The sequence below is a fragment of the Halomonas profundus genome (assembly GCF_020865425.1).
Taxonomy (GTDB): Bacteria; Pseudomonadota; Gammaproteobacteria; order Pseudomonadales; family Halomonadaceae; genus Vreelandella; species Vreelandella titanicae.
In genome coordinates this window covers 975974-999170 of record NZ_CP086344.1, presented here as the reverse complement: position 1 = coordinate 999170, position 23197 = coordinate 975974, and the positions used below count along the sequence as shown (strand labels likewise).

The window sequence follows — 23197 nt, the reverse complement described above, 5'->3', positions numbered from 1 at the left end:
AACACGGTTTAGATATTAATTTGCGCAACAGCATCTTCGCTTGCCCGCGCACGCTGCTCGCCTTTCAGCTCGCTAAGCTGCCCCTTCGACATCTCCAGCAACCGATCAGCGTGGACGAAGTAGCTGTCGTCATGACTGATAGCAAACACGGTTTTACCCATCGCTTTTAAGTGCGGTAACAGCTCGCGGTAGAACAGCCGCCGGAACTGCGGGTCTTGATCCGCCGCCCACTCGTCGAGGAGCAGGATATCGCGTTTTTCGGCAATCGCTAGTAGCAGTGCCAGGCGCTTACGCTGCCCCTGGGAGAGCTGGGTGTTAATAACGCGATCACCCTCCCACTGCAATTTATGCTGCATCTGCAGTCGCTCAAGCCAGGTATCAACGACCTCTGGGTCAGCAGGCAGGCCTTCAGGGCCCATGGTCTGATCAAACTGATGGAAATCGGTAAACACGCTGGCAAAGCGAGCGCGAAACGCTTCCCACTGAGCAGCGGTGACCACCTGTCCATCAATCTTAATAGTGCCGCTTTGGGGGCGGTATAACCCCGAGAGCAGCCTTGCCAGAGTCGACTTACCGCTACCGTTGCCGCCGATCAGAAACACCTGCTCACCACGCTCTAGGGTCATATTAAGAGGCCCCACCTGGAAGCCCTCACCCTGGGCAGTGTCCGGGTAATGATAAGTGACTTCCTCCAGCTCCAGACGCTGCCAATCGGCCAGCGTATCGTCGACGGCAAAGCTTGATTGGTACTCGGCTAGCTCCAGGCTGCTCAATTTATCAAACGCGACCTGGGCGCTGATCAGTGTTGGCCAGGCGCCCACCGCCTGAATCAGCGGCGTACGCAGGAACAGCAGCGTCAACGCAAAGGTGGAAGCCACCGTGGTATTCGCCCACCCCAACCCATTAGAGAGGAAAAACACCACCCCGATGGCGCCCAACATCATAATGTTAGACCAGTTGTTAGCGCTTAAATGGTAGGTATCGGCGCGGATGATGTGATGACGGTAGTCGCGGGCATTGGCGGTATAGCGCTCATCATAAAAGCGCCGGGCACGGTCGCGGTTGAGCGCCAGTTCTTTGCGCCCTTCAATGGCCGCCTGGAAATCTTTATACAGACTGTCTTCGCTTTCACGCACGAGGCGAAAATGGCGATACACCCGCGACACCAACACCCACCCCACGCCCATGGTGAACGCGATCCACAGCACCGTGATCACCACCATTTGCGGCGACAGCCAGGCCAAATAGGCCACCGAGGCAAGCGTAAGCACCACGCCCTGAATCAGCTCCGGCAGACGCACAAAACCAATGGTGATGTTACGCACATCGCTGGACAAACTGGCCAGTAAGGTGGCGTTGCCCAGTTGCTCCAAACGCTCAATATCGGTGTCGAGAATCCGCTTCACCAGCCGCGAGCGTAGGTCAAACACAAAGTGGTGCCCCAGCACGGTCAGCGCTAATTGCGTACTGAGTGTGACCGCCAGGAGCACCACCAGCAGGCCAAGAAATTGCGGCAGCGCCGCCATACTGCCTACTTCGATAAGCCGCTGGTTGATAAAGGCAATTACCCCGACCCCTAAGCCAGCGCTCAATAGGCTCAAAGCAATGGCGCCTAAAAAGGGCCAGCGGTAGTGATGAAATACTAAGCGCAGCAGTTCCATGGGGCTCCTTGCCTTCCTGTAAAGAGCGCTGAAGTCTAACAGCAGCGCCTCTCACCAAGAAGACGTCATTCATATTGGGTGGCAAACGAGCAGCGACAGAGGCCTGACAAAGAGTAGTCTGAACCGGAACGCTATTCCTAAGAGCTATTCCTAAGGGCGATTCCGAAGGGCTATGTCAGATGGTTATCCCAGCGGAGTTCCAGACTGGCGACCAGTTGGGGTGTTGCCGAGCCAGGTGTTACTCGGTAAAGCCCGCCCTGGCCGGAGGAGACCAGAAAGCCGCCGTTGCCGTCGCAGCGGGCGCCGGCGGCGTCGGGCAGCGCCAGGCTGACAATAAGCTTGCCTTGCGCGGTATCCAGCAGCAGTACCCGGTTGCCGCGGGGTGCGGTGACTAGCACAGTGTTAGAGATACGGCTAAACGCCACGCTGGCGGTGTATTGGTTCAAGCTGGCAGTGACGTCCTCGGGCAGCGCCAGCTCAGAGAAGTGCCCGTCGGCAGCCAGACGACAGATCAGCGGATGGGTCTCCCACTCGGGCCCTTCAAACTGGTAGCCAGCGATCACGGTACCGTCCGCCGCTACATCCAGATGACGACAGCTGAGCTGGTGGTGCGAAGGTTCGTGACGGGCCAGAATCTCACCACTGTGGCGATCCAGCAGCATCAGCGCTGGTGCCATGGTATCAAGATTGAGTTTAACCCGGCCATAGTCAGGATGAGTCTTGATCCCCCCCAAACCAATCACCAGTGTGTCACCATCCGGCATCAGCCTAAGCTCATGAGGCCCGATACCACCCAGCGGCATATCGCGCACATGGGCGTAGTCGTTGGCAGCGTCGTAAACGCGCACTAGCCCGGCGCTGTCCTCCAAACGATTGGCGGTGACATACAGATAGCGCCCGCTCAGGTCGAAAACGCCATGCCCGTAGAAGTGGTAGCCCTCCCCGGCCGCAATGGTGTGGGCTAATTGGCGGCTGTCCCCATCGATCACATGCATCCGTGTGCCAGGGCGGCGAGCAAACAATACCGCCTGGCGAGAGTCGGGCCGCAGACAGCCTCCATGGCAGCGCTCGGGTACTTCGATCATAAAGCGGGTCTGACCATCCAATGCCACCCCGGCGATGTAATGCCCTCCTCTGGGGTCGTCTACCGCGCTGAACAGCCAAGCGGCTTCCTCCCGCGCGGGCAGCGCCCAACTCAGCGGGGTCAGCGCCATGGCGACGCTGCCCAACCCTACTTTGAGTACTTGGCGTCGCTGCATGGTTCAATCCCCATCGCTGGAGTTAAAGCCTCGTACCAGCCCCAGTTCACCAGCGATCTCGTTACCCAGTAGATGGCGTAGCTGGCTGATGTCGAGGTAGAGCGACTGCAGACCGCGAAACGCCTCTTCGTCTTCAAGGGAAGGCACCAAGCCCGGTGGCAGTTCGCTGGCCTGAACGAGTGTCTTATCCAACTGATCACGAAACGCCTCGGCGAGCGGCAGCGCATCGGCCTCGCGCAACAGCGCGGTGAGCCCCGGCAAGAAGCCGGTACGCAGACCCTCCAGGCTGCTCTCTACCAACCGAACCGTTTGTTCGCTACGCCAAGCTTCCGCCAAGTAGCCGTTGGCGGGTGCGCCTTTAAGGCCCATGGGCTCACCGAGCCGTTTATCTTCGAGTATTTCGAGGGCCTGGATGGCGCTGGCCAGTGTTGTTTCGGTGTAGTCGGCAGTATCAAGATAGTGCTCACCAAAGGCCTGCCAGTCGCGATGCAGCGCGCTTGTGGTATCCGCAAGATGCGTGGTGATGGCCTGCATCAGCGAGCAGGCTCCAGTGTCGCTCAGTGCCTGTTCGTCCATGGCGTCGTCATAAAGCAAGTATTCAAGGGCGGGAAAGCCTTGGATCGCCACGCTGTCACTGGCGATATCTTGGGCATCCGGGGCTTCGGCTGCCTTCAGCCAGCCGCGCACCTTACTGCCCACCAGGTTTTTACGGTCTGGCCAGAATTGCAGTTGCCAGCCTCGGCTATTCTGCTCGACCGGGCCGAACTGAATAAAACGCACCGCCTGCCAAGCTTGATAGGCGCTCAGCCAGTCATTTTCCAGCCGCTGTCTGAGAGCTTCGTCTGGGCTCTGGCAAAAGCGTGCGGCGCTAGCTTCCAGGCGCTCGGAGGCGGCGCTCAGCTCAGCATACTGAAGTTCCACCGCGCCGTGCCACATTTCCCGCGGCACAGGGGTGTCCGTAGCAAAAGAGAGCGGCGTCGCGAGTAGCGCGCAAGCCAGCAAACTCAGGCGGCGAAGAGATGCGATCACGTTAACTCCTTAACAGTAATGACTTACAGGGATTCAAGGAAACGTATAAGTTCCGCTCGCTGGTCAGCGGGCAATGCGCGATAGCCCTGGGTAGCGCTTTCTGCCTCACCACCGTGCCAGAGTATCGCCTCTTCCAGAGTGCGGGCGCGACCATCGTGGAGAAAACCAGCCCGGGGGTTAACCGTTTGCGCCAAGCCGATGCCCCACAGCGGCGGGGTGCGCCATTCTCGGCCATCGGCCTGGAACTCGCTGCGATGATCAGCCAGGGCATCGCCCAGATCGTGGAGCAGTAGGTCGCTATAGGGCCATATTTCCTGATTGGCTAGCGCCGGACGGGCAGTATCCGCAGCGGTGCGATGGCGCGGCGTATGGCAGCTCGCGCAGCCGAGCGCGTTAAATCTCTCAGCGCCCTGTTTCACCGCTGAGTCATCCATATTGCGTCGCATCGGTACCGCCAAGCTGGAGGCGTAGAAGGTCACGAAGTCGGCCACGTCATCGCTGACCTCAGGCGTGCCACCGTTAGGAAAATCATCGCACCCCTGGTTCTCCATGCAGTCGGTTTGTGGCACCAGACTGGAGGTCAGCCCCATATCCCCGGCGAAGGCATGCAGGCCCTGCTGCTCAATGCTGGGCTCTCCGGCTTTCCAGCCGAAACGCCCTAGCACCGTGGTGCCACTGCGCACATCCCACACTTGGTTGTAGCGGCCGGAAATTCCGTCGCCATCGTCGTCTGCAGGGTCTGCGGCAGCGATAAGGTCAGCTTCAGGAATCGCTTCTAGCAGGCCCAGGCCAATCATTGGCGGTGCCAACCGTGGCGAGGTTTGCAGTGACTCCGGCAGCTCTCCGTAAGCGGGCTCGGCAATCGAGTAGAGCGGCTCCTGCAAGGTGACGCTGGTGCCATCGGTGAAACTCACTTCCCGAGGACGATACTCAATCACCAGCTTGGCCTCGGGCTTGGCACCGCTAATCGCCGCGGTTTGGAGCTGCAAACCGTAGTTAGGTACCGGAAGCGCGCCCCGCTGCTCCAGTGTTTCTGGATCCGCTTGGCTTGCGGGTAGCGAGAGGCGCAGAAACAGCGCGATGGGGTTTTCGTCGCCGGTGGGTGGGTGCCCCCGACCATCTTTAAGGTGGCACCCCTGGCAGCTATTGGTATTGAGCAGCGGCCCCAGGCCATCCCGGGCCTCGGTGCTGGCGGGCGCCGCCACCCAAGGGTTGCGAAAGAAGCTGTTACCGACGCTGAAATCCAGCCGCTTGGTCATCGACATATTACCCAACGGCAGCGAATAGGCGTTATGGTCAAACTGCTCCACCGAGCCATTGCCACCACTCATGGGCGTCGTTTGAATGGGATAATCTTGGCTAGGTGGCACATTTTGTATAGGTGATTCGGCTGCCTGCAAGGGCACGGCCAACAAGAACAGTAAGAAACTGCTGTGGGCTAATGTGCTGGGCACCCACTTGGCTAGGACAATAAACCGGGGTAAGCGGTACATGGTGATACCTTGAGAAGGAAGATACTGACAAAACCAACAGAGCCGCGCGATAGCAACACTATCGGCGGCTCATGGTAGACGCTAGTCCGCTCTAGAACCGGTGACCGGCATCATCAGGCTGTAGGGAGGTCACGCCCAGTTCACCTGCGGCCTGTTCGATAGACCCTGTTTGCGCCACCAGGGAGAGAATCGCCTCGTTGATCAATTCACTGCCCTGCTCGTTACCCGGCGCAATCATCATATCGAATGCCATCGGCGAGCTTTCCGCTTCAGCCGCCTGCTTGATAGCATCAAGCCTCGCCATGGTGGCTTCAAGCTGCGCACCAAGGGTGTCGGCTAGCTCGCTATCTGCTTGAGACAGTAAGTCTTGCAGCGAAGGCCCCTCTACCACACTGCCATCAAGGCGTTGATAGCTGCCGGTGTAGATATTCTGAACACCCTGGCCGTTGTAGTAGTGAGAGTTGTGGGTATTGTCACTGAAGCAGTCGTGTTCATCCTCAAAAGAGTTGGCTTCCAGCGCTACCTTCATGCGCTCACCCGCCAGCTCGCCAAGCGACAGCGAGCCCATGCCAAACAGCATGCGGCGCAGGCCTTCCTGATCGCTCTCCGCCAGCAGCTCCTGGCGATAGTTGCCTTCAGTTTCCGGCGCCCACTGGGCCACCATCCACTCAAGGTCGTCAACGAGCAGGTCGGACACCGCGTCCAGATAGCTGCGGCGGCGATCGCAGTGGCCATGAGTGCAGTCATCGCCGGTTTGGTAATCACTCACCGGTCGTTCGCCGTTGCCTTCCTCAAAGCCATGCAGATCCTGCCCCCAGAGCAGAAACTCGATGGCGTGATAGCCGCTGGCGACGTTAGCCTCCGAACCGCCAATTTCATTCAGGTCGGCGAGTAATGCTGGGGTAATGTCGCTAACGTCCAGAGTTTCGCCGCCGACAGTGATTTGCTCGTTGGCAATAATATTAGCAGTGGCGCCTTCGTTACCCAGCTCATGCTGGTAGTCGTCGCCTTCGACATAATCGATCATGCCTTCGTCCAGAGGCCAGGCGTTGAGCTGTCCTTCCCAATCGTCCACCACCGCATTACCAAAACGAAACACTTCGCTCTGCTGATAAGGCACCCGCGCCTGCAGCCAGGCTTGCTTGGCTGCGCTCAGGGTTTCGGCCGTGGGATTGGCGAGCAATTCGTCGATACGCTCGTTCAATGCTTGGGCAGCATTCAGTGCATCGGCGTAATTGGCATGAGCCAGATCGGCGTAGTGTTTAACCACGGCGTCAGCGCTAACGGTGTCAGCAGCAGCGGTGTCGACAGCAACTGGGGCAAAAGGCATCAGCGCGCTAAGCGCAACGATGCCAGCAAGAGGGCGACGGAGCATGATGGCGGGCATTACAGTGTCCTTTAGGCTGTGGCATTACAGAAACTACTCACATAAAGTGCTAGGCAACCCGAGAGGGTTTTGGTGCTCTAGCCCTGCCTGAAATGTAATTCATTGACCTATGAGATTCAATCCTATTTGATCTTAAATAGAGAGCACTACGCCGTTTCATCACCATTTTTTGCTCTGTGTCACTTTTTGCTGCCTTGGGAAAACCGACATGCTGGATTATAAACTGCTTCATGCCTTGGCAATCGTGGTGGAGTGCGACGGTTTTGAGCGCGCAGGCGATGTACTGGGGCTTTCGCAGTCAGCTGTCTCCCAGCGCATTAAGGCACTGGAGGTTCGCCTTGGGCAGCCGGTGCTTATACGCTCTCCTCATCTAGCGCCGACCCCTGCGGGCCAGCGGCTGTTGACCCATTACCAGCAAGTACAGCTATTAGAGCGCGATCTCCGCGGCTCCCTACCCACGCTGGATGACCAGGCGCCGCGTCTGCGGATTGCTATCAATGCGGATAGCTTGGTCACTTGGTGGGCCGAGGCCGTTGCCACGATCTGCCAAGAGGAGGGTTTACTGCTGGATTTGGTGATTGAAGACCAGGATGTCGGACTCAAGCGCTTGCGCGATGGCGATGTAGCGGCCTGCCTGTGCGCCACACCACAACCGATAGCCGGTGCACGCAGTGTTGCGCTGGGAGAAATGCGCTACCACCCTTTGGCGACACCGGCTTATATCGAACGCTACTTTCCAGAAGGCCCTTGCAAAGAGAGCTTTCAATCCGCGCCAGCCATCGTCTTCGGCCCTCACGATCAGTTGCAGCATCGCTTTCTTGCTCAGTGCGGCTATCACGGCCACTTTCCTTATCACCTCTGCCCATCTTCAGAAGGGTTTGTGCGCTTAGCCACAGCCGGGGTCGGTTACGGCATGATGCCTCAGTTGCAGGTCGGCGAATTAATGGCCAGTGGCCAACTAGCCAGTGTTGCTCCCGGTCATTTTTTAGCAGTGCCCTTGTACTGGCATTTTTGGCGCCACAGCGGGCAACTCATTCAACGACTTACGCAACATTTAAGTCGTGCTATGACTTAAGCATGAGAGTTTTCAACGTTTCCTTTCACCAAAGCCAACTACACTCAAAGAGCTTATCGTACGGCACAAGGAAATTTGAGCTGCTTTTGAGCGGGGTGGCATGCAAACCGCATCTGAGCGCTATGCCGACGAATTAGCGGCCCCCGGCGGGTAAGGGAACCCAGGGAACAGCGAACGGGGTAAAAAAACGAAAAAAGCGATACCCTATGCATGCACAACGTTTAACAGCGGGTGTTTACACCGGCTTATTACTGCTGCTTGCGGTTTGTTTTATGCCCTGGGCGCAGGCAAATACTCTCCTATCCGCATCGCCAAGCCAGGCGAGCTATTCACTTGCCCCTTATAACGAGTTCTGGCACGCCGACGAACAGTCTGTAACGCTTAACGATTTGCTCGCCCAATCGCGTACTTTTACACCCACGCACCAAGCCCAAGATTTAAATTTCGGCTATACCCGTGGTGATGTGTGGCTGCGCACTCAGGTGCGCAATGATTCGTCGGAACCCCAGCGTTGGATGGTGGAGTTTGAATACCCGTTCTTGGATTACGTTACCCTTTATACGCTTCGCCAACAACTCCGCGATGTGCAGCAAAGCGGCAGCGCGGTTCCCGTTGAACAACGCGCGCTCGCCCACCGGCAGGCGGTTTTTCCACTGGAGCTGGCCGCCTTTGAAACCGTCACGCTGTATACCCATGTGGCTGCCTCAGGCAGCAAGATGCTTAATTATAACTTATTAACGCCAGAGGTGTTTTATACCCAAAATGATCGTCATAATTTTTGGCTGGCGACCTACTTTGGCATGCTGCTGGCGATGGGTTTATATAACTTACTGCTATTTTTCGGCTTAAAAGAGCGCATATTTCTTCACTACTCGCTATTTGTCGCTGGCTTTGGACTTGCCATTCTGGCGTTTAACGGCATTGGCACACTCATGTTTTGGAGTTTTCTGGGTGAGAACACATCTCGCTTGGTGGCGCTCGGTTTCACCTTTGCCTCTACCATGGCCACACTGTTTGCGCAGAGCTTCCTAAACACAGAGACGTATTGCCCACGCTGGCACCAGGTATTAAACACCTTTCGCAGCTACTGTTGGCTCGCCGTCATTGCCTCGCTGCTGCTGCCCATTCCTGCGGCCCTCCACCTAATGGATGTGACGGGGTTTATGGCGGCTTTACTGCTCCTGATATGCGGCAGCTACTGCAGCTTTCGACGCATACCCAGCGCTAGACTCTTCGTGTTTGCGTGGTCGCTATTTCTGCTGGGTGCAGGTGTCTTTGCACTCCGCAATCTGGGCATACTGCCGGCTAATTTTATTACCCTACACGGCATTCAAATTGGCTCAGCGCTAGAAATGTTACTGCTTTCGTTTGCACTGGCATCACGCTTTAACAAACTTAAACGGCAAAAAGAGCGCGCTCAAGCCGCTATGCTAGCTGCGCTAAAAAAGCAGGAAGCCGTGCTGGAACAAAAAGTCGCTGCCCGAACTAAAGCGCTAGAGCATTTAGCCAACGGCGATATGCTGACCGGTTTATTAAATCGCCATGGCCTGGCGCGCTGCGCCGCAGAAGCTCTGGAGCGTAATCGTCAAAACGGCCATCGCTTGGCGCTCCTGATGCTTGACCTGGATCGTTTCAAACCCATTAACGACTGCTACGGCCATGAGGCAGGTGATTTTGTCTTACAACAAATTGCCAAACGTATTGCCCATATGGCGCGTACCGGTGACCACTGTGCACGCTTTGGTGGTGATGAGTTTATTATTATCATGGAGAACATCGAACCTCACGATACGCTTGAGAATATACAGGCACGTATCGACGAAGCCATTCGCTCACCCATAAAACTCCCCTGCGGCGAGCGAGTTAGTGTTAGCGTGAGCATTGGGGTAAGCACTTGCCAGGGAACAGAGGGCGCCACTCTTGAGAGTTTACTGCGTGAAGCCGATAGCCATATGTACGCTGTCAAATCACGCCAAGCGGTAGAGTTCTATCGCTACGGCTCGGCGAGTTAGGTATTAACCTTGGTCATTAATCAAACAGGCTCATACGTTTCATAACGTTATCGCGTTTGATTTTCCAATGGAACATGGCACCGGCAACGTGCAGTACCACCAAACCTAAAATGGCCCACCCCAGGCGCCCATGCCACATAAAGAGTTGTTCAGATAGTTGCTCGCGCTCGCCAATCAGACCGGGTAAATGCCAGTGGAAAAACTCCACGGGAAAGCCGCCGCTTGCGGTAGCCGCCCAGCCCAATAAAGGCATAACGACCAACGCCAAGTAGAGCAAATGGTGAACGCTGGTACTCACCACCCTCTCGAAGGCATTTAGAGGCGGTTCATGGTCAGGCACCACAAAGGCCAGGCGGGTAATAATACGTAGCGTCATTAGCAACAGGATCAGCACACCCAGCGTCTTATGGCTGGTATACAGCAAGTTCGTCAACATATTGCCGACTAGAGCGAGGGTGCGTTCATAGCCCAAAAAGCCTAACGTTAAACCGCTGGCCAAGGAGAGCAGCACCGCGCCAGCCACCAGCCAGTGCAACACCCGATGCGGGTAGATATAGTGATCCAGTTCGTGCATGCAGTGCTCCTAACAGCCAATTCATTTGCTCTTCATTCTAGTCAGTAACGCTCCCTTACGCTGATTAAAGCACTACACGGCCATCAACGCTAAGCATTACCTAGGCTCTACTTGGTCTCAAAAGCCACTTTATAACGCTTGTTCGGGCACTGCCAGTTGATCGCGTATTAACTCTGCCAAACGGCGCGCAGGCTCCGAAGGTCGGTGCGGCGCCCGGTGCAGCGCCAACTCAATCATCGGCAGCGCAGGCAGCCCACTGCTCTCATCCAGCGGTCTCAGTGCAGGGGTTAGCATGCTGCGAGTCACCACCACGATGGCCAGCCCAGCGGTCACAATTGGCGCCAGCCCTGCCATGGATTGGCTGGTATAGGCCACGCGCCAGCTGCGCTCCGCCGATTGCAGCGCCTGCTCGGCCACTTCACGGAATACGTCAGCTCCCGGTGAGTAGAGCGCCAACGGCAACGGGTCGCTTAGCAGCGGCTGCTGGTTCATACCGACTGCCCACAACAGCGGTTCCCGGCGAATCACATCGCCGCCCGGCGAGTTGCGCTGCCGGGTCACCAGAGCGAGATCCAGCTCTTTAGCTTTAACCTGCTCAACGAGATGCGCGCTAGTGCCGCAGATCACCTTTAACCCCACGGCGGGGTAGAGCTGATGAAAGTAGGCAAACACCGAAGGCAGCAACGAAGCGTAATCTTCAGGAATGCCGAGGGTAAGATCGCCTGTCACCTGGCGCGCCTGCATATCGCTCCACGCGTCATCGTTAAGTGCTAATAGCCGTCGGGCGTGGTTAAGCAAGCGTTCACCTTCTGAGGTAAAGCGTATTCGCCGCCCTTCCCGCTCGTGCAGCGTGAGCGAGAGCTGCGCTTCTAACCGCTGGAGCTGCATGCTCACAGTGGACTGGGTATACGCCAACCGTTTAGCAGCTGCGGTCACACTCCCAGTGTCCGCAATCGCCACCAGGGTGCGTAGCAGGGTTAGGTCTAACGTGGGGGCACGCATATATCACCAAGCTTGATGAAAACGATCACAAAAGATCGATATTGTGATGCATTGATGATGAGTATGCTGCTCGGTACATGCTCAAATCAAGGAGAACTCTTATGCATCCCGTTCACTCCCCTGCGTTATTCCCACGTTGGTACAGTGTTGGTGCGGCGCTGGTGGCCGTGATGCTTTGGAGTTCGGCACCGCTGCTGGCTGAGTTTGCCAAAGCGACACCGCCCTTGCAGTTAACTGCCGTTACCCTGTTAGCGGGATCATTGGCGACGCTACCATTAAGCCGCCGCGTAAACGTCGCTGCCAGCGGCGTGGGTTGGCAACTCAGCGTTTGGGTGGGTATCCCACTGCTCATCTTTGGCGCCGTCAGCACCTACTTTATTGGTATGCGGCTAGCCCCCGCCGCCGAAGCGGCGCTAATTACCTACACGTGGCCTGTGCTGTTCGTGCTGCTCAGCCAATGGAGCCATTTTGGCCGCCTACGCATCGCAGGGGTGGTCGGCGCTCTGATTGCGTTTTCAGGCGCTGCGCTACTGCTGGTTCCTCAAGCCATCAGTGGAGGGCTGGGTGGTGCCACCACGGGCTACGCGCTAGCACTGCTGGCCGCCTGCTGCTGGGCGATCTATTCATGGTTAAGCCAAGCTGCACCAGTGGCCTTAACACCCCTGCTGCCGCGGCTACTGCTGATTACCTGCGCTATTGCCGTGGCTGCCAGCTTAATACTGGAAGGCACCCTCGCCCTCCCCAGCGGTGAAGCGTTACTCGCGGGCATCGCACTGGGTTTAGGGCCTTACGGAGTAGCCATGGTGGCCTGGGATAAAGCATTGCGCTGGGGGCACGCGAGCCTTGTGGGCAGCTTGGCGTATGGCGTGCCGATTCTAGCCGCCCTACTGCTGGTGCTAGCAGGCATGAGCGTGCTCGACTGGCGCCTACCCGCCGCGACCGTGCTGGTAGTGGCAGGCTGCCTCAAAGCTGGCCGTTAACCTCCTCACGCCTAACTATTTACGTCTCACGCCTCACCATTTACTCCTCACCATCGACCAATAAACCAACGCCCCTATCACGATAAGCAACAGGGGCGCTGGGTATTATCGATTAACGCTAACAATTAAAGCTCTGGGGGAATGTCCGTCGGCTCCATGTCGAGGCTTAGTTCAAATAAGCCGCTACCGGTAGCGCTAAACCCGCGTGCGCTTACCGTGTAAGTGCCGGGCAGCAACTGCTCTTGAAGCCGTGAGTCGGTACCGCCCGCGCCGTCGTCATCGCTGGCGACAAAACCCTGGCCACTGATCTCAATAAAGGTATCAAAATCGTCAGAGCGCATTTCCAACGTCACTAACGAGCTCTCTTCTACTTCCAACTGATACGTCAGCGGTTCACCGCTATACCAACCGTTAAGCGCTTCACCAGGGGTAAGCGTGCCTTCATTACGCAGATTAACATCTGGCATATCACGCGGTGCCATGGAGAGCGTAAACATGCCACTGCTCTCGCCATAGGCAGTACGTGCCGTTAGCTGATACTCACCGGGAGCAAGAAAATCAGCGATGCTAGCATCCAGATTGCCGGCACTGTCATCATCTTCGCGGTAGTAACCGTTAGGCCCTTCAAGCACCAGGTAGGAATCGATATCGCTGGAGCGCATCTCAATTTGGTACATGCCTGCTTCTTCTACTTCTACTTGGTAACTAAGCCCCTGGCCACTAAACCAGCCGTTGAGAGAGTCATCGGGAGTGAGCGCTCCATCATTACGCAGCTCACCATCACCCGGTAACTCGTGAGGCTCTACTGAAAGCGTATAAACGCCATTGCCATCATCGTAGGCGCTACGTGCCGTCAGCGTATATTCACCGGGTTCAAGGAAATCAGCGATGCGCGCGTCTAAATCACCGGCGCTGTCGTCGTCTTCGCGGGCGTAACCGTTCGGCCCTTCAATCTCCAGGTAAGCGTCGAAGTCGTCAGAGCGCATTTCCAGTTGGTAGAGGCCTGCCTCTTCTATGTTCAAGGTGATTTCACGGGCATCCCCTTGCAGCCAACTATCGATGGGCTCGCCCACTGCCACTGTGTCAGCATCCGTCAGCTCAACGGTTCGGCTGACAACGGTAAACGGGCCATAACTGTGGGCATCGGCACCGCTAACCACCACTACATAGTCGCCGCTCTCTTCTATACGGTGACGAACGATAGGGGCATTATCGAGCAGTTGTAGCTGATCATCATAAAGCGCCACAACACCTTGCAAGGCTCCGTTGAGAGAAATCTCAACAATCTCATCCTCTTCCAGTGCGATGGCGTAGCGCATGAAGCGGCTGCCATCGTTACCGTTCAGCTCGCTGGCCGAGGTTATTTCGCCACGCATGCGCTCATCAAGCGTGAGCTTTTCAAGGCCAACAATAGCCTCGGCAACGGACGGCTGATCAGTTGTCTCAGCAGTTTCGTCAGGCGCTTCATCGGCGGTTTGCCCCGGTAAGGGAATAATTTGAGCAGCGAGAAAACCAACGGCTGCGCCACCGATCGCCACCAATACAAACGTAAACGAAGAAGATCTAGCCATGAGCGGTTCCTTGTTGAGTCGCAATGACAATCATTAATTAGATAAGTGTCAGTGATTATAAGATGCTTACTCAATTAAAGTGAGCGTTTCATGAAGAATGCTGCTTTGCACAAAGTGCTTTCTCTATTCATTTCATACCTGGGTTGATAAGTCACTGAAACCCAAGGCCACATAAGTAGAGATTTAAAAATCTTGAAATTGAACCTATTTGCATCGATCTTCTCAAAGCTTGCTGACTCGTTGCGACAAGGGTAGTATCGAAAAGCCTATTCAGGCACCTCATCAAGAGTGCGGGATTCGCAACAAGCAAAACCGAGGTACTCCCATGGGAGCCGAAAAACGACTGATCCGAACGATTTGTTTGGCAGCGATAGTGGTAAGTAGCGCTGCTAATAGTGCTTTTGCACATGAAACAGAAACGCAGGAAGGCGTCGCCTCCTTTTACAGTGACCGCTTTCAAGGAGCGACCACTGCCAGTGGAGAGCCCTTTGACCAGCAGGCGTTGACCGCCGCCCACCCGAGTTTGCCGTTTGGCACCAAGGTGTTGGTGACACGCCCGGACACGGGGCAAGAGGTAGAAGTACTGATCAATGATCGTGGCCCTTTCATTCAAGGACGCATTATTGATTTATCTAAACGCGCGGCAGCGAAGCTTGGCATGATTCGCCGCGGTACAGCTCCAGTGATGGTAACGCTGTTGGATTAACGGATAACACATCCTTGGTTGTTGTGTGATACCCATTAGCCTAATCAATGCGACAGCACACGAAGCATCGTTATCTTAAAGTAGTCAACAGACAGGGTGACCAGCAATGGTCACCTTGTTTCTTTATATGGCTTACCTCTTGTGACTTACTTCCCGATACATTAACGAACTTGCAAGCAGGCTAATGGTCTCTATGCTGCAAGGAGTTCGATACACGCTCAGTATTCGCAGGAGACAAATCCATGCAGTCACAATTCTATACGCTTACCGATTATCCCAAAGGCCTACCCGATCGCACGCTCTTCAAGCTGGAAACACAAACCCTACCCGACCTAGCCGAAGGTGAAGTGCGTATTCGCAACCGCTGGCTTTCCGTAGATCCCTATATGCGTGGTCGCATGAGCGGCATTCGCACCTATGTGGAGCCGTTTGAACTCGGCAAGCCGATGGAAGGCGGTGCCATTGGCGAGGTCATCGAGACCAATGATTCAAGCTTAAAAGTGGGCGACAAAGTGAGCCATATGGGCGGTTGGCGGGATATTGCCCAACTGCCTGCGCAGGGCGTCACGCCGCTACCCGATATCGATGTTCCCGAACAAGCCTATCTGGGCGTACTCGGTATGCCTGGCATGACCGCCTGGACTGGCCTCAACCTGATTGCCGAATGCAAGCCGAGTGACAATGTGTTGGTTAGCGCGGCTAGCGGTGCCGTAGGCTCCCTGGCAGTACAGTTGGCCAAAGCCAAAGGTTGTCATGTGGTCGGTATTGCCGGGGCTGCGCATAAGCTGGCCTGGCTTGAATCATTGGGCGTTGAACCGGTTAGCTATCGTGACCGTCCCGCACAGGAGTTAAGCGACGCCATTAAGCTCGCCAGCCCCAACGGCATTGATGTGTATTTCGAAAACGTCGGCGGTATCTGCCTAGAAGCAGCATTGAACCAGCTAAATGAAGGTGCGCGGATTGCCGTATGCGGCATGATCGACAGCTACAATGCAAAAGAGCCTACCCCCGGCCCGAGCAATCTCTCTCAGTTAGTAGTGCGCAAGGCCAAAATGCAGGGCTTTATTGTGGCTGACCATTGGGCTAGCTACCCCTATTTCCTGAACGAAGTAGCCCCCCAAGTAGCGGAAGGTAAGCTGGTATATAAAGAGACAGTGAAAGAAGGCCTGGAGAACACCCCCGATGCATTCCTGGCCCTGTTTGACGGCGGCAATACCGGTAAAATGCTGGTCAAGCTATAAACCTCACGCCTTCTGGCTAACCCTACCGCGACATTAACTACCCTGGCGGTAGGGCACCCGCCTTAGAAAAAAACATCAAATCGTTAGACCAATAGCGAATTGATTATTAAAATCATCCACCATAGCGGTGTGTTTTAACCCATCGGCGCCGCCGATGGGTTAAAGCGCGTTGCGGGTTCGCCGCTTGGCACTTATTGCTTGAATTTAGGGTTTAAGCGGCATGCATTAACGTATTAAGTACGTTTCACTAGGGGAAATCTCATGGAAGAAAGCACGCGCGCTCACAGTAAATGGCCAGCTATTATAGTTGGCCTGCTACTATTTATTATCGGCTTGGTGCTTGCTTTTGGCGGCAGCAAGCTCGTCAGCGTAGGCGGCAGCGCCTACTACCTAATTGCCGGGCTTAGCATTATTGCTTGCGGCATTCTATTTGCCCTGCGCAAAGGCGCCGCTCTGTGGCTCTACGCGCTGATTCTTTTTGCCACATTAGTGTGGGCTCTGTGGGAGGTTGGTCTCGACTGGTGGCAGTTAGTGCCTCGCGTTGCCATTCTCTGTTTAATAGGTATTCTGCTGCTCCTGCCCTGGTGGCGTAAGCCACTACACTCAAAAGGCGGCAGTCTGGCGCTTGTTGGCAGCATTACTGCCGCTGTTATCGTGGCCATTGCCAGCCAGTTTAACGATCCCGGTACTATCGAAGGGTCGCTAGCCGCTAACAACCAATCAACGACCGATAGCGTAAACCCTGCCCAAGTGGCGGGCGATGATTGGCCCGCCTATGGCGGCACCAATGCAGGCACCCACTACTCTTCCCTTGATCAAATTACGCCGGAAAACATCGGCGAGCTTGAAGAGGTATGGCGGATTCAAACCGGTGACAAAGCGGGCCCCAATGCGCCCCCGGAGATCACCAATCAAAATACCCCGCTGAAAGTGAATGACAGCCTGTATATCTGTACCTCTCACAGCCGGGCAATGGCGCTGTCACCCGAGACCGGTGAAACCCTCTGGGCATTTGACCCCGAGATCAGCACCATGGGGGCGGATGACTTTTCTGGCTGGGCACATATGACCTGCCGCGGCCTCGCCTACTATGACGCCGCAAACTATTCTACTGACACTAATGACTCTGCAACCGATAGCACAGAAGTGACGAACAGTGACGCTGCCCCGAACAGTGCAACGGCACTCTCTTTTGATATCTTCGATGACAGCGATATTTTCAGTCTGGATCTCTCCTTCTTGTCACTGCTGTTTGGTGTTGAAGAAGAAAACGGCGCCCCGCAGCAACCCATGCTCAGCGAGACCGACGTCATGTGCCCACGCAGGCTCTACCTACCCACGGCGGATGCACGCTTGATTGCGCTGAATGCGGATACGGGTGAGCGGTGTGCCAGTTTTGGTAATAACGGAGAAATCGATCTCACCAACAATATTGGCGATTTCTCACCGGGCGGTTACTACTCCACCTCCCCTGCGACGGTAACCGAAAATCTGGTTATTCTGGGCGGCCACGTCACCGACAACAGTTCCATTGACGAGCCCTCAGGCGTTATTCGTGCCTTTGATGTGCATACCGGCGAGCTGGTATGGAACTGGGATAGCGGTAATCCCGACGACACCGACCCGCTACCAGAAGGCGAAACCTACACCCGCGGCTCCCCCAACGTATGGGCACCGATCAGCGTTGATGAAGAGCTAGGCCTGGTTTACCTGCCAATGGGTAACGCCACGCCTGACCAGTATGGCGCTGACCGCACCGAGAACGATGAAACCTACAGCGCGGGTCTAGTGGCACTCAACCTGGAAGATGGTCAGGTTGAGTGGGTTTACCAGTTCGTACACCACGACCTATGGGATATGGACTCACCTGCGCAACCGGTACTGATTGACCTGGCCACTAGTGATGGCACCCAGCCCGCGGTTATTCAGCCGACCAAGCAGGGCAGCCTATATGTATTGAACCGTGAAACCGGTGAACCGATTGTGCCCATTGAAGAGGTTCCTGCACCTCAGGGCGCCGTGGAAGGCGACTGGACCGCCGAGACTCAGCCGCGTTCAGCGCTTAACCTGCTGCCATCGCCGCTCACCGAGCGCGACATGTGGGGCGCTTCACCGTTTGATCAAATGATGTGCCGCATTCAGTTCAACTCTTTGCGCTACGAGGGCCAATACACGCCACCTTCGCTGGAAGGCAGTATTGTTTATCCAGGTAATGTCGGTGTAATGAACTGGGGTGGTGTGGCCGTTGATCCCGAGCGCCAAGCGCTCTTCACCGGCGCTAAATACCTGGCGTTTGTGTCTACGTTAATTCCTCGTGAAGAGGTAGAAGAAGGCCAAGGCTCTGCCAGCGAACAGGGTTTACAAGCCAATGAAGGCGCACCTTATGCCGTTGAGCTTGGCCCGCTGCTTTCAGTGCTCGGCCTGCCCTGCCAAGCGCCCTCCTGGGGCGATGTAGCCGGTATCGATCTGCAAAGTAACGAGGTGGTGTGGAAGCACCGCAATGGCACCACACGCGACAGCATGCCGTTTGATCTACCGATTGGCTTGAACGTCGGCGTTCCTGCGCTAGGCGGCCCGCTGACGACTGCTGGCGGGGTGTCGTTCTTAAGCGGCACGCTGGATCAGTACCTGCGCGGCTACGACATCACTACTGGCGAAGAGCTGTTTAAAGCACGCCTGCCAGCAGGTGGCCAAGCCACGCCGATGACCTACACCGGCCAGGATGGCCGTCAGTATGTGGTCGTCACGGCAGGTGGACACGGCACCTTTGGCACCAAGATGGGCGATTACGTGATTGGTTACGCTCTGCCTGAGTAAACGGCTAACTTAGTTATCACCCACGAGAACGGGCGGCCTCAGCAATAATGAATGAGCGCCGCCCGTTTTTATTTACTTGCAGTATTTCGACTTAAAAGCGTACTTCTAAACCGCCATACACACTGCGCCCCGGAGCAGGTTCATAGAAGCGGCCAAAGGTGCCGTTCAAGCGCACGTTGGCGTAGCGCTCTTCATCTAAGAGATTGCGCACGCCCACATACGCATTTAGCCGTGTATCGCTTCCCAACTGCCAACCATCACCCACCCGCAGGTTCACTAGCCAGTAGCTATCGACTTCTGTCTCATTGGCGTTGTCCGCCACCATATCGCCTACGTACTGGGTTTCCAGCGTGGCAAAGCGCTCATCCAGACCCTGCCAAGTGAGTTGATTGACCCAGGTTTGCTCGGGCAGGCCAGGAATGCGATTCCCACCAAAGCTTTCAGTTGGTGTAGCAAATTGATCAAACTCATAGCTCGCCAGCGTAAAAGCGCTATCCAACCGCCATTGGTCGGCGAGCTGCCAGCCTAGCGCCAGCTCAATGCCGTCGCGGTCGGTGTCGCCTGCGTTTTGGTAGAAGGTGCGGCCGCCGTCATCATACGGCACGAGCTCGTCACGCACGCGCACCGAAAATAGCGCCAGATCGTAATCCATGGCCAGCGGTTCAACGTAGCCCCGCAGCCCCACTTCACGATTCCAGGCTTTTTGCGGCGACACCGACGGGTTAAAACCACCGCCCGCCGGATTGGCAAACTCGGAGAACGTAGGCGTTTCAAACGCCGTACCGGTATTGATATAGGCTTGATGCTGCGGACGATAACGGTAACTTAACCCCGCCGAACCGCTCCACTCATTGAAGGTCTGGTCACCGCTTTGATCGCCATCGTCCTGATAGCGATCATCTACTTCTAGCTCCACTCGGTCAAAGCGTGCGCCAAGCGAGAGCGTTACCTGCTCGGTCAGCGCTAAATCGCCCTGGGCAAATACTCCAGCGGAGGTCGCCGTTTGGGTCTCTTCCGCCAACTGCTCACCGACAACGCCTTGGCCATTTACATCGTTCCTAAAGCGCTCGTCGTCTTGACGCGCCACATCGACACCGGTGATATAGCTCAGCGGCAGGCTGCCCAAGCTGACTTCATGGTGATACTCAGCACTCGCGCCCAGATAATCACGCTGGTAGCCGATACGGCTATCGCCCACGTAGGGTAGCTGCTGCTCAAAATCACGCTGCGCAACAAAGCCTTTTAAATAGAACTCACCAGGGCCGGCGGATAAATCTTCGTACTGTAAGCCAAGAAGCTGCTGATCTACGTTCTGTCCTGCATCCAACGCCAATGAGTTCGGCGCTGCTTGATCACGGCCACTGGCCACTTCACGCGCGTTCAGCGCGCCAGGGTCTTCGGAACGGGGATTTTCAAGCAGGTTGATAATCGCGGTTAACGCCCGATCACTGCCTAACTCTCGGCGCAGTTTGGCATTCAGCAGGTATTTCTCCGTAGAGCTCTGTTCCCGATAACCATCCACATTGAGTGCCGAAAAGCTCACATGGTGCGACCAATCACCCTGGGCTCCACCGGTTTGTACGACCGCCTTACGGTAGCCATCACTGCCCACCTCGGTTCGCACGCTTGAGCCAGGGTTATCGCGGCCATCGGCGGTGGTCACATCAATTACCCCACCCGCCGCGTTGCCGTAAAGTACCGAAGAGGGCCCGCGGATAACTTCGATGCGCTCAGCGCTGTCCAGATCAATGGCATCTAACTGTGCCTGGCCATCGGGTAACGTATACGGAATGCCATCCACCATCACGGTAATACCGCGAACGCCAAACGGCGCCCGAGCGCCGAAGCCGCGAATGGAGATTCGCTGGCCTTGGGCAAAGTTATCGCGGTTTTGCAAAAACATGCCAGGCACGCGCACTAACGCCTCATCCAGCCGTGTGCGCTGCTGCCCCTGAGCAATCGCCTCACGGTCGAGCGTTGAAACCGCAGCGGGCGTGGCGTAAAGCTCTCGCGATAGTCGTGGCGCCGTCACTTGAAGTGTGGCCAGCGTGTTGTCAGTTGTCGGGCTCTCTTGCGCCCAGCTTTGGCCTGCGCCAAGACAGCTTAATAAACAAAAAGACGTGGTGGTTACTTTTAATGGCACTTTGATGAACACAGAGTCCCTCCCAAACAGCGTAGAGCGGAAATAAATGGCGGAATTGAACGATTGCCTACTTGGCCAGTCACAGGAAATTAGCCAAGGCATGGATAAATAAGTTGATCGTGCCTACACTTGTACAAGTTACACCAATGAAAGCAAAGGAGGCTTCATGGCGTTTACAGCGACTGATCCAATCAAGATGATTTTTGCCGTAATACTTCCCCCACTCGGCGTATTTTTTGAGGTCGGTTTTAAAGGGCATTTCTGGCTGAATATTATTCTAACGCTATTTGGCTTCGTACCGGGCATTATTCATGCGTTTTATGTGATATTGAAGCACTAGGTTTTAATAGCCGGTTTTTAAGAGCCACGTATAGTCAAAACGATGCCGCCCAAGTTAACGCTTGGGCGGCTTTTTTATATCATCACGATAGGCGGGCATGGCGCCGCTTATGCAACGCATGAACGCGCTCATCCAGCTCCGCTATCGGGCCTTCCACCTTGAGCCCAGGCACCACCTGCTGAATAGGCAGGGTCGCGACTGGCGACGGGGCCACACCCAAATCGGCCAGCCAGCGACTCAGCTGCTGAGATGAACTGACGTAGACAATACGCCCAAGTCCTACCCAACCGTGGGCAGCGGCACACATAGGGCAGTGTTCACCCGACGTATAAACGGTCGCCGTTGCTCGCTCCGCCGGCGTCATATGCTGCGCTGCCCAGCGCGCCAGGAAGAATTCAGGGTGCTGAGTAGAATCCCCTTCAGCAATGCGGTTACGATCTTCTGCCAACACATCACCTTCGGCACTTACCAGCACGCTACCAAAGGGTTCATCACCCGCGTCAAGAGCCTCTTCGGCTAGCTCAACGGCAAGTGTTAAGTAAGCGAGCTCTCGATCATCCAACATGGGCTCTCCTTATAGTCGTCATTGGCCTACTGCATTTACCCCTTTGCCGTCGCTGGTGCTTCTTCGACAAACTCCTCTTGCAACTCCCCTCCTTCACTACGGGCTATCACAGAGGTGCCGACCAAGTCGCCTGTCACGTTCAGCGCCGTACAGCCCATTCCCACCAGTGCATCGATAGCGGTGAGCAACGCGACGGTTTCAATCGGTAGGCCCACCTGGGCAAACACCGTGGCGATCATTATGATACCGGCCCCCGGCACCCCTGCCGTGCCCACCGACACTAGCGTGCCGATCAACACTATTTGCACCATGCTGATGAAATCCAGCGGTGCACCAATCACGTTGGCGGCAAACACCGCCGAGATGGCGATACGAATCGCCGCTCCATCCATATTTAAAGTAGCCCCTAACGGCAGACTAAAACCATAGATGCTTTTGGGAATTCCTAAGCGGTGGGCAGCATTAACCGTTAGCGGTAACGTACCCGAGCTACTTTGGGTAGCAAACGCCGTGGCCATGGGCGTACGGGCTTCGCGAAAAAAGGTGCGCAGCTTCACGCCAAACAGCCGCATGATGCCGCAATAAATCAGCAGCTGGGTTGCCAGGGCGATATAAAGCACAACCACCATATCGCCCAATGAGAGCAACGTTGCCAAACCCTGCTGACTCACCGTTTCGGCGACAATCGCAAACACGCCGATGGGCACATAGTGCAACACCCCCGACATCACTTTTAGAGTGACCTCGTTTAGCGCTTCAATCACCTCATAAAGACGCTCACCCATAGCATGTTGGCGCTCCGACTGGCGCATTTTTAGCAGTGCGATGCCAAACACCAGCGCCGTAAAAATAATGCCCAACATGTTGAGTTCGGCAAACGCACCAATAATATTATCCGGCACTATATTCAGCAGCGTATCGACAACGCCTGGATTCTCGGGCACCGAGAAACTGGCACTCTCATCCAACGTCATACCGCTGCCGGGGCTAAACAACGTGGCAACCGCTAAGCCCACCATGATCGCCAGCGCTGAAGAGGTAAGGTAATAACCAAACACCTTGCCGCCCACGCGGCCAGCTCTTCCCTCCCGGGACTGATTCACCCCCACCATCAGCGTAAACAGTACAATGGGGACAATCAGAAAAGTAAGCAGCCGTAGCAGCAGGTCACCCAGCGGCGCTAGCCAGGCAGCCACTGTCTCACCACCAATAAGCCCAACGACAACGCCCAGAACAAGCGCAACAGTGACGCGTAAAATCAACGATGCCTGAGCATAGGCCTTCCATATACGAGTCATTTGCGTCCCTACAGATTTGAAGAAGTTGGTAGGTCTAATTTGAT

Annotated in this window: 18 protein-coding genes; 7 read left to right on the top strand and 11 right to left on the bottom strand. The window is 55.8% G+C overall.

Translation table 11 applies throughout. The features are described 5' to 3' along the window. Window positions 1-8: 8 nt before the first annotated feature. The 5 genes from LMS44_RS04685 to LMS44_RS04665 form a co-directional block, all read right to left on the bottom strand. A complete protein-coding gene (locus tag LMS44_RS04685; protein ID WP_141439809.1) occupies window positions 9-1661 on the bottom strand; it encodes a multidrug ABC transporter permease/ATP-binding protein in 1653 nt (550 codons plus the stop codon). Between the two features lie 170 nt (window positions 1662-1831). Beyond that, window positions 1832-2920, bottom strand: a complete 1089-nt coding sequence (locus LMS44_RS04680) for a DUF1513 domain-containing protein (RefSeq protein WP_278370948.1) — start codon at window positions 2918-2920, stop codon at window positions 1832-1834. A 3-nt stretch (window positions 2921-2923) separates the two neighbouring features. Beyond that, the gene (locus LMS44_RS04675) at window positions 2924-3949 is read right to left on the bottom strand and encodes an imelysin family protein (RefSeq protein WP_278370949.1); all 1026 of its coding nucleotides are present in this window, start codon (window positions 3947-3949) and stop codon (window positions 2924-2926) included. A gap of 23 nt (window positions 3950-3972) precedes the next feature. Continuing rightward, the gene (locus LMS44_RS04670; protein ID WP_278370950.1) at window positions 3973-5442 is read right to left on the bottom strand and encodes a di-heme oxidoreductase family protein; all 1470 of its coding nucleotides are present in this window, start codon (window positions 5440-5442) and stop codon (window positions 3973-3975) included. 91 nt (window positions 5443-5533) lie between these two features. Then, window positions 5534-6829 (bottom strand): imelysin family protein, encoded by a 1296-nt coding sequence (locus LMS44_RS04665; RefSeq protein ID WP_138799719.1) that lies wholly within the window; start codon window positions 6827-6829, stop codon window positions 5534-5536. 208 nt (window positions 6830-7037) lie between these two features. Here LMS44_RS04665 and LMS44_RS04660 point away from each other — a divergent pair, with 208 nt between their 5' ends. Beyond that, a complete protein-coding gene (locus tag LMS44_RS04660; RefSeq protein ID WP_027957195.1) occupies window positions 7038-7904 on the top strand; it encodes a LysR family transcriptional regulator ArgP in 867 nt (288 codons plus the stop codon). A 206-nt stretch (window positions 7905-8110) separates the two neighbouring features. Further along, window positions 8111-9916: a sensor domain-containing diguanylate cyclase gene (locus LMS44_RS04655; protein WP_138799718.1), complete on the top strand. Its 1806-nt coding sequence runs from the start codon at window positions 8111-8113 to the stop codon at window positions 9914-9916. Window positions 9917-9932: 16 nt separating this feature from the next. Here the strand turns inward: LMS44_RS04655 and LMS44_RS04650 are convergent, their stop codons facing one another. Next, the gene (locus LMS44_RS04650) at window positions 9933-10490 is read right to left on the bottom strand and encodes a cytochrome b (protein ID WP_009286892.1); all 558 of its coding nucleotides are present in this window, start codon (window positions 10488-10490) and stop codon (window positions 9933-9935) included. A 129-nt stretch (window positions 10491-10619) separates the two neighbouring features. Then, complete coding sequence (locus tag LMS44_RS04645; protein WP_138799717.1) at window positions 10620-11492, bottom strand: LysR substrate-binding domain-containing protein; 873 nt, start codon at window positions 11490-11492, stop codon at window positions 10620-10622. A 101-nt stretch (window positions 11493-11593) separates the two neighbouring features. Here LMS44_RS04645 and LMS44_RS04640 point away from each other — a divergent pair, with 101 nt between their 5' ends. Further along, a complete protein-coding gene (locus LMS44_RS04640) occupies window positions 11594-12472 on the top strand; it encodes a DMT family transporter (RefSeq protein WP_138799716.1) in 879 nt (292 codons plus the stop codon). A gap of 125 nt (window positions 12473-12597) precedes the next feature. On the opposite strand, the gene LMS44_RS04635 is transcribed toward LMS44_RS04640, so the two are convergent. Further along, entirely contained in the window at window positions 12598-14043 is a 1446-nt protein-coding gene (locus LMS44_RS04635) for a hypothetical protein (protein WP_159176220.1), read from the bottom strand. A 325-nt stretch (window positions 14044-14368) separates the two neighbouring features. Between LMS44_RS04635 and LMS44_RS04630 the strand changes: the two genes are divergently transcribed. The 3 genes from LMS44_RS04630 to LMS44_RS04620 all read left to right on the top strand — a co-directional run bounded on the left by LMS44_RS04630 (window position 14369) and on the right by LMS44_RS04620 (window position 18807). Then, the gene (locus LMS44_RS04630) at window positions 14369-14749 is read left to right on the top strand and encodes a septal ring lytic transglycosylase RlpA family protein (RefSeq protein ID WP_027957199.1); all 381 of its coding nucleotides are present in this window, start codon (window positions 14369-14371) and stop codon (window positions 14747-14749) included. A 242-nt stretch (window positions 14750-14991) separates the two neighbouring features. Continuing rightward, window positions 14992-15990: an NADP-dependent oxidoreductase gene (locus LMS44_RS04625; protein WP_138799714.1), complete on the top strand. Its 999-nt coding sequence runs from the start codon at window positions 14992-14994 to the stop codon at window positions 15988-15990. A gap of 261 nt (window positions 15991-16251) precedes the next feature. After that, the gene (locus LMS44_RS04620) at window positions 16252-18807 is read left to right on the top strand and encodes a glucose/quinate/shikimate family membrane-bound PQQ-dependent dehydrogenase (RefSeq protein ID WP_414121190.1); all 2556 of its coding nucleotides are present in this window, start codon (window positions 16252-16254) and stop codon (window positions 18805-18807) included. A 91-nt stretch (window positions 18808-18898) separates the two neighbouring features. Here the strand turns inward: LMS44_RS04620 and LMS44_RS04615 are convergent, their stop codons facing one another. Next, a complete protein-coding gene (locus tag LMS44_RS04615) occupies window positions 18899-20962 on the bottom strand; it encodes a TonB-dependent receptor family protein (RefSeq protein WP_414121192.1) in 2064 nt (687 codons plus the stop codon). Between the two features lie 154 nt (window positions 20963-21116). On the opposite strand from LMS44_RS04615, the gene LMS44_RS04610 reads away from it, so the two are divergent. Then, on the top strand, window positions 21117-21290 hold the full coding sequence (locus LMS44_RS04610) for a YqaE/Pmp3 family membrane protein (RefSeq protein WP_009722289.1): 174 nt from the start codon (window positions 21117-21119) through the stop codon (window positions 21288-21290). Window positions 21291-21372: 82 nt separating this feature from the next. Here LMS44_RS04610 and LMS44_RS04605 read toward each other — a convergent pair whose 3' ends face one another. Continuing rightward, on the bottom strand, window positions 21373-21855 hold the full coding sequence (locus LMS44_RS04605) for a nucleoside deaminase (RefSeq protein ID WP_278370957.1): 483 nt from the start codon (window positions 21853-21855) through the stop codon (window positions 21373-21375). Between the two features lie 35 nt (window positions 21856-21890). Beyond that, entirely contained in the window at window positions 21891-23153 is a 1263-nt protein-coding gene (locus LMS44_RS04600) for a dicarboxylate/amino acid:cation symporter (RefSeq protein WP_233973862.1), read from the bottom strand. Window positions 23154-23197 lie beyond the last annotated feature (44 nt).

What these genes read in the sequence shown, in the direction of transcription:
- LMS44_RS04685 (WP_141439809.1), bottom strand. Translation starts at nt 1,661, where the DNA reads ATGGAACTGCTGCGCTTAGTATTTCATCACTACCGCTGGCCCTTTTTA.
- LMS44_RS04680 (WP_278370948.1), bottom strand. Translation starts at nt 2,920, where the DNA reads ATGCAGCGACGCCAAGTACTCAAAGTAGGGTTGGGCAGCGTCGCCATG.
- LMS44_RS04670 (WP_278370950.1), bottom strand. Translation starts at nt 5,442, where the DNA reads ATGTACCGCTTACCCCGGTTTATTGTCCTAGCCAAGTGGGTGCCCAGC.
- LMS44_RS04665 (WP_138799719.1), bottom strand. Translation starts at nt 6,829, where the DNA reads ATGCCCGCCATCATGCTCCGTCGCCCTCTTGCTGGCATCGTTGCGCTT.
- LMS44_RS04660 (WP_027957195.1), top strand. Translation starts at nt 7,038, where the DNA reads ATGCTGGATTATAAACTGCTTCATGCCTTGGCAATCGTGGTGGAGTGC.
- LMS44_RS04655 (WP_138799718.1), top strand. Translation starts at nt 8,111, where the DNA reads ATGCATGCACAACGTTTAACAGCGGGTGTTTACACCGGCTTATTACTG.
- LMS44_RS04650 (WP_009286892.1), bottom strand. Translation starts at nt 10,490, where the DNA reads ATGCACGAACTGGATCACTATATCTACCCGCATCGGGTGTTGCACTGG.
- LMS44_RS04645 (WP_138799717.1), bottom strand. Translation starts at nt 11,492, where the DNA reads ATGCGTGCCCCCACGTTAGACCTAACCCTGCTACGCACCCTGGTGGCG.
- LMS44_RS04640 (WP_138799716.1), top strand. Translation starts at nt 11,594, where the DNA reads ATGCATCCCGTTCACTCCCCTGCGTTATTCCCACGTTGGTACAGTGTT.
- LMS44_RS04635 (WP_159176220.1), bottom strand. Translation starts at nt 14,043, where the DNA reads ATGGCTAGATCTTCTTCGTTTACGTTTGTATTGGTGGCGATCGGTGGC.
- LMS44_RS04630 (WP_027957199.1), top strand. Translation starts at nt 14,369, where the DNA reads ATGGGAGCCGAAAAACGACTGATCCGAACGATTTGTTTGGCAGCGATA.
- LMS44_RS04625 (WP_138799714.1), top strand. Translation starts at nt 14,992, where the DNA reads ATGCAGTCACAATTCTATACGCTTACCGATTATCCCAAAGGCCTACCC.
- LMS44_RS04620 (WP_414121190.1), top strand. Translation starts at nt 16,252, where the DNA reads ATGGAAGAAAGCACGCGCGCTCACAGTAAATGGCCAGCTATTATAGTT.
- LMS44_RS04610 (WP_009722289.1), top strand. Translation starts at nt 21,117, where the DNA reads ATGGCGTTTACAGCGACTGATCCAATCAAGATGATTTTTGCCGTAATA.
- LMS44_RS04605 (WP_278370957.1), bottom strand. Translation starts at nt 21,855, where the DNA reads ATGTTGGATGATCGAGAGCTCGCTTACTTAACACTTGCCGTTGAGCTA.
- LMS44_RS04600 (WP_233973862.1), bottom strand. Translation starts at nt 23,153, where the DNA reads ATGACTCGTATATGGAAGGCCTATGCTCAGGCATCGTTGATTTTACGC.